Consider the following 6607-nt stretch of genomic DNA (forward strand, 5'->3'; position numbering starts at 1 on the left):
ATCCTCGTCAACAAGCATACCAAGATCATTACGCAGGGTATGACCGGCGCGACTGGTACATTCCACACTGAACAGGCGCTGGCTTACGGCTCGCAAATGGTTGGTGGCGTAACGCCAGGTAAAGGTGGCACAACGCATATCGGCCTGCCGATGTTCGATACCGTGCTTGAAGCCAAGGAAGCCACTGGTGCCGACGCCTCGGTGGTATATGTCCCGCCACCCTTTGCAGCGGACTCGATCCTCGAAGCTATCGATGCAGAAATCCCTTTGATCGTCTGCATCACCGAAGGCATTCCTGTGTTGGATATGGTGAAGGTCAAACGCGCGCTCTCGGGTTCGAAATCGCGCCTTATTGGGCCGAACTGCCCCGGCGTATTGACGCCTGGTGAGTGCAAGATCGGCATCATGCCCGGCAGCATTTTTTCGGCAGGCTCGGTCGGCGTTGTTTCGCGTTCGGGCACGCTGACCTACGAAGCCGTTTTCCAGACAACAGCCGAAGGACTTGGCCAGACAACTGCGGTTGGTATTGGCGGCGATCCGGTCAACGGCACGAACTTCATCGATTGCCTTGAGCTGTTCCTCGCCGACGACGCGACTAAGTCGATCATCATGATTGGCGAAATCGGTGGAAGCGCCGAAGAAGAAGCGGCGCAGTTCCTGATCGACGAAGCCAAAAAGGGCCGCAGAAAGCCAATGGCTGGTTTCATCGCTGGCCGCACCGCGCCTCCGGGTCGCCGTATGGGCCATGCCGGCGCAATCGTATCAGGCGGCAAAGGCGACGCAGAAAGCAAGATTGCCGCGATGGAAGCTGCAGGCATCCGCGTGTCGCCATCGCCTTCGTTGCTTGGCAAAACTTTGGTCGAGGTGTTGAAGGGTTAGTGACGGTGAGCCTAGCCAAATCCCTCAGTGTTCCCCGGCGCAGGCCGGGCTCCAGCCGAGAGACGAAGGTGATGCTATTGAGTTATTATTTTACTGGTTCTGGGCCCCAGCATTCGCTGGGGCGCGCAGTGTTCTGACAAAAGATGGATCAGCCGGGTTATGTCTACATCATGGCCAACAAGAGGAACGGCACGATCTATTTGGGTGTAACGCGCGATTTGCAACAGCGGTGCTTTCAGCATCGCAACGGCTTAATCGAAGGGTTCACCAAGAAATATGAGTGTAAGATGCTCGTTTGGTATCAGCGTTTCGAGAATTTACACGATGCCAGGCGCCGCGAAGTGCAGATGAAAAGCTGGAAACGGCTTTGGAAGTTGCGTGAGATTGAAGGGATGAACCCTGAGTGGGATGATCTTTACGGGTCATTGATTTAGGGCTGGACCCCGGCCTTCGCCGGGGCACACGAGGTGTAATATGGACGTAGATCAAGATTTCGAGACAGAACGTGGCCCGAGCTGGGAGCGTGCGAACTGGCCGCTGATGGCGACCGATGATCTGACGGCCTCGCTTGATCCGACGCAAATGACCATTGAGGTAAAAGCTGCGGCGAAGGCTGCGGGTAAGCCTATGGCCGAAGCTGACGCTGTGGCGGCAGCGAGTGACTCCATCCGCGCGATGATGCTCGTGCGCACGTATCGCGTCCGCGGGCATTTGGCGGCCAATCTTGACCCGCTTGGACTTTCCAAACAGGAAATCCCCGCTGACCTGACGCCTGAATATCATGGTTTTTCGGGAGCTGATCTCGAAAAACGCGTATATGTCGGTGGCACGCTCGGGCTTGAGTGGACGACAGTGCGCGAACTCGTGGACACGCTGCGCGCAAATTATTGCGGGCCGGTTGGCCTGGAATATATGCACATTTCAGATGTTGAAGAACGCCGGTTCTTGCAGGAACGAATGGAAGGCAAGGATGCCGCGATCCAGTTCACGCCAGAGGGCAAGAAGGCCATTCTCGCGAAAGTCATTGAAGCCGAGCAATATGAGAAATTCCTTGGCCGCAAATATGTAGGCACCAAGCGTTTTGGCCTTGATGGTGGTGAATCCATGATCCCCGCGCTTGAAGCCGTGATTAAATATGGCGGTCAGCTTGGAGTACGCGAAATTGTATATGGCATGCCGCATCGTGGCCGTCTGAACGTACTCGCCAACGTGCTGGCAAAGCCCTATCGGATCATCTTCCACGAATTTTCGGGCGGCAGCGCAAACCCCGACGATGTGGGTGGCTCAGGCGATGTGAAATATCATTTGGGCACCAGCACTGACCGTGAATTTGACGGCATCAAGGTGCATATGAGCCTTGTCCCCAACCCGTCACATCTTGAGGCGGTAAACCCGGTTGTCCTCGGTAAAGTGCGCGCCAACCAAACCGCGCGCGACGACCTGGGCAAACATGAGCAGGTGTTGCCAGTGCTGTTGCACGGCGACGCGGCATTTGCTGGCCAAGGAATTGTGTGGGAGTGCCTCGGCTTCTCGGGCATTCGTGGCTATAATACGGGTGGCTGCCTACACTTCATCGTCAACAACCAGGTTGGTTTCACGACGTCCCCGCAATATGCGCGGTCCTCACCTTATCCCTCGGACGTGGCCAAGGGCGTTCAAGCGCCAATCTTCCACGTAAATGGCGACGACCCCGAAGCCGTGACCTTCGCGTGCAAAATTGCCATTGAGTTCCGCCAGACATTCCACCGTGATATCGTAATCGACATGTGGTGCTATCGCCGCTTTGGCCACAATGAAGGGGACGAGCCCAGTTTTACCCAGCCGTTGATGTACAAAGTCATCAAGGGCCATCCCGCCGTCAGTGCATTATACGCAAAGCGCCTTCAGGCGGAGGGCGTCATTGATGCAGACTGGTCGAACGAACATGCAATGCGATTTGTCCAGACGCTGGAGCAGGAATTTGCCAGCGCCGCCGATTATAAGGCGAATGCCGCCGACTGGTTCGGTGGGCGCTGGTCGGGTCTGTCAAAACCGGCAGATCCTGAAACGGCGCGTCGCAATGTGCCCACGGGAATAACGCGCAAATTGTTTGACAGCCTCGGTCGGACGTTGACCAATGTCCCTGAGGGCCACAACATCCACCCGACGTTGAGCCGCGTGCTTGATGCAAAAAAGTCGATGTTCAGCACTGGCGAAAATTTTGACTGGGCAACAGGCGAGGCGCTTGCGTTCGGCTCGTTGCTTTCGGAAGGCTACGGCGTACGGCTATCCGGCCAGGATTCGGGTCGCGGAACGTTCAGCCAGCGGCACGGCGTGTGGGTCGACCAGACCACGGAAGAAAAATATGTGCCGCTTGCGACCCTTCCGCACGGTCGGTTCGAAATTCTTGATAGTCCATTGTCGGAATTCGGCGTACTTGGATTCGAATATGGCTATGCTGGGGCAGAGCCCAAAACACTGGTCCTTTGGGAGGCGCAGTTTGGCGATTTCGTCAATGGCGCGCAGACAATTATTGACCAGTTTATCGCGTCTGGTGAAGCCAAATGGCTCCGTGCCAACGGACTCGTCATGCTGTTGCCGCACGGCTATGAAGGCCAGGGCCCGGAACATAGTTCGGCGCGGCTTGAACGCTTCCTGCAATTATGTGCCGAGGATAATATCCAGGTTGCAAACTGCACAACGCCAGCCAATTATTTCCATTTGCTGCGCCGCCAGATGGCCCGTCCGTTTCGCAAGCCGCTTGTTGTCATGACGCCAAAATCATTGTTGCGGCACAAGCTTGCGGTTTCAAAGGGCGAGGATTTCCAAGGCGAAAGCCACTTCATGCGCATATTGTCCGATTCAAACCCGCCTGCCGACGCGGATGTTAAACGACTGGTATTATGCTCGGGCAAGGTCGCTTATGACTTGATGGAGGCGCGCGATGCAGCGGGTGATCAAAGCACATCAATTGTGCGCATTGAGCAGCTTTATCCATTCCCTGCCGAGGCCCTGATCATCCGTCTGAAGCGCATGACGAATTTGCAAGATGTCATCTGGGCACAGGAAGAGCCGCGCAATGCAGGCAGCTGGGCCTTTGTCGACCCCTATCTGGAAGAATGCCTTGCCGAAGCTGGCGTTGGCCCCGAGCGCGCCCGCTATGCCGGACGAAGGGCTGCCGCTGCGACCGCGACTGGCCTTGCCAAACGCCATCAGGCCGAACAGGCGGCGTTGGTTGCCGAAGCCTTGGGACATAACATGCGCGAAGAACTCCGCCGCCAGCGCACCGGCGGGACCAAACCAATTACCCCTCCATCCTCGTGAGGAAATAATTATGAGCACCGAAATTAAAGTCCCCGTACTGGGCGAGTCCATTACCGAAGCCACGCTTGGCCAGTGGCTAAAAAAGCCTGGTGAAGCGGTGGCGATCGATGAACCGATTGCCAGCCTCGAAACCGACAAGGTTGCCGTTGAAGTGCCTTCACCAGTCGCAGGCATCATGGGCGCATACGCGGTAGAAGAAGGCGCAACGGTTAATGTCGGTGCGGTTATCGGTTCAATCGACGCAGGTACTGGAGCTGCTGCACCGGCACCTGTTGCGGCGGCTCCGGTAGCTGCGGCAGCGGTTGCACCAGCAGTTGCAACAACCGCCGCTCCGGCGCCAACGCCTGCCCCGCAGGCTGAGAATAGCGACTTGCCCTTATCGCCATCGGTGCGCCGCCTTGTGCTGGAATTGGGTATTGACCCAAGCAAGATTAAAGGGACGGGCAAGGATGGCCGCCTCACGAAGGAAGATGTTGTGGCTGCTGCCAAGGGCGCACCTGCCCCGGTTGCCGATACGGCTTCGGCCCCTGCGCCAGTTTCGTCTCCTGCTGGCACCCGCCAAGTCGAGCGCGTCAAGATGACTCGCCTGCGTCAGACAATCGCAAAGCGCCTGAAGTCTGCGCAAGAGACAGCAGCCTTGCTTACGACATTCAACGATGTCGATATGTCAGCAGTGATCGAGGCACGGACAACTTACAAGGATCTGTTCGAAAAGAAGCACGGCGTGCGATTGGGCTTTATGGGCTTTTTTACGAAAGCCGTGTCTCTGGCCGTGCGCGACATTCCGGCCGTGAATGCACAAATCGATGGCGACGAAATCGTGTATCACAATTATCTCGATGTCTCGGTTGCGGTCAGCGCTCCAAATGGCCTTGTTGTGCCCGTGGTGCGCAACGCCGATGCCATGAGCTTTGCACAAATCGAAAAAGCCATCGGCGATTTCGGTGCCAAAGCCAAGGCAGGCACGTTGACAATCGATGACATGTCGGGCGGAACGTTCACCATTTCCAATGGCGGCGTATTCGGCAGCTTGATGTCGACCCCAATTATCAACCCGCCGCAATCCGCTGTGCTGGGCCTTCATCGCATCGAAGATCGCCCAGTGGTGCGCAATGGCCAGGTGGTCGTTCGTCCAATGATGTATTTGGCATTGAGCTATGACCACCGCCTCATTGACGGCCGCGAAGCGGTTACTTTTCTAAAAATCGTCAAAGAGGCGATCGAAGACCCGACCCGGTTGTTGATCGACCTTTAAGGAGCCTGAGCAATGGCAGAACATGATTACGACCTGATTGTTATCGGCGCAGGTCCGGGCGGCTATGTCGCGGCAATTCGCGCTGCACAACTTGGTCTGAAGACCGCTTGCGTTGAAAGCCGCGAAACCTTGGGCGGCACATGCCTCAACGTCGGTTGCATTCCGTCAAAGGCGTTGCTGCACGCGTCCGAAATGTTTCACGAGGCGCAATCGGGTTCGCTGGCAAAGTTCGGCATCGATTTTACCGGCGTGTCGCTTAATCTCGATCAGATGCACGCCGAAAAGGAGAAGGCTGTAACTGAACTGACGGGGGGCATCGAATTTCTGTTCAAGAAGAACAGGGTCGACTGGCTCAAGGGACACGCTGCCTTCACCTCTGCCAACAGTGTCGACGTTGGCGGGAAAAGCTATAGCGCAAAGAATTTCATGATCGCCACCGGCTCCTCCGTCACTCCGCTTCCGGGCGTGGAGATCGACCAGAAAGTCATCGTTGATTCAACAGGTGCATTGGAATTGCCCGTGGTGCCAAAGCATCTGGTCGTGATCGGCGGCGGCGTTATCGGTCTTGAACTTGGCAGCGTTTGGTTGCGGCTAGGCGCGCAAGTCACGGTCGTTGAATATCTCGACCAGATCCTGCCCGGCATGGACGCCGAAGTTCGCAAGGAAGCGGCGAAGATATTCAAGAAGCAAGGCTTCAACATTCGCACCGGAACGAAAGTCACTGGTGCAACTGTCAACGGCGAAATGGCAACGCTGACCGTCGAGCCAGCAGGCGGCGGAGCAAGCGAGACCATCGAAGCTGATTGCGTTCTTGTGGCTATTGGACGCCGGGCAAACACCGACGGACTTGCGCTTGATAAAGCTGGGCTTTCGGTGAACACACGCGGCCAGGTTGAAATTGGGCATGATTTCCAGACCAGCGTTCCGGGCATTTATGCCGTGGGTGATGTCTGCCCCGGACCAATGCTCGCGCACAAGGCCGAAGATGAAGGCATCGCAGCCGCCGAATTCGTTGCTGGACTGACGGGCATCGTCAACCACGCGCTCATTCCCGGGGTTGTCTACACCTATCCTGAAATTGCCAGCATCGGCCTGACAGAAGAAGAAGCAAAGGCGCAAGCCGCCGCATCGGGCAGTGAGGTCAAGGTTGGCAAATTCCCGATGATGGCG

General features: G+C 56.6%; 5 protein-coding genes. All 5 read left to right on the forward strand.

All coding sequences use genetic code 11. From position 1 onward, the window contains the following. The coding region (sucD, locus tag ACLL9E_RS05460) for a succinate--CoA ligase subunit alpha (protein WP_411290731.1) at positions 1-879 on the forward strand (879 nt) is incomplete at its 5' end. A gap of 143 nt (positions 880-1022) precedes the next feature. Further along, positions 1023-1313, forward strand: a complete 291-nt coding sequence (locus tag ACLL9E_RS05465) for a GIY-YIG nuclease family protein (protein WP_411290732.1) — start codon at positions 1023-1025, stop codon at positions 1311-1313. Positions 1314-1353: 40 nt separating this feature from the next. Further along, positions 1354-4182: a 2-oxoglutarate dehydrogenase E1 component gene (locus ACLL9E_RS05470; protein ID WP_411290733.1), complete on the forward strand. Its 2829-nt coding sequence runs from the start codon at positions 1354-1356 to the stop codon at positions 4180-4182. 10 nt (positions 4183-4192) lie between these two features. Continuing rightward, entirely contained in the window at positions 4193-5437 is a 1245-nt protein-coding gene (odhB, locus tag ACLL9E_RS05475) for a 2-oxoglutarate dehydrogenase complex dihydrolipoyllysine-residue succinyltransferase (RefSeq protein ID WP_411290734.1), read from the forward strand. Between the two features lie 12 nt (positions 5438-5449). Further along, positions 5450-6607: dihydrolipoyl dehydrogenase (gene lpdA / locus ACLL9E_RS05480; RefSeq protein WP_411290735.1), on the forward strand; the 1158-nt coding region annotated here is incomplete at its 3' end.

The sequence above is a fragment of the Sphingorhabdus sp. genome (genome assembly GCF_046596595.1).
Taxonomy (GTDB): Bacteria; Pseudomonadota; Alphaproteobacteria; order Sphingomonadales; family Sphingomonadaceae; genus Sphingorhabdus_B.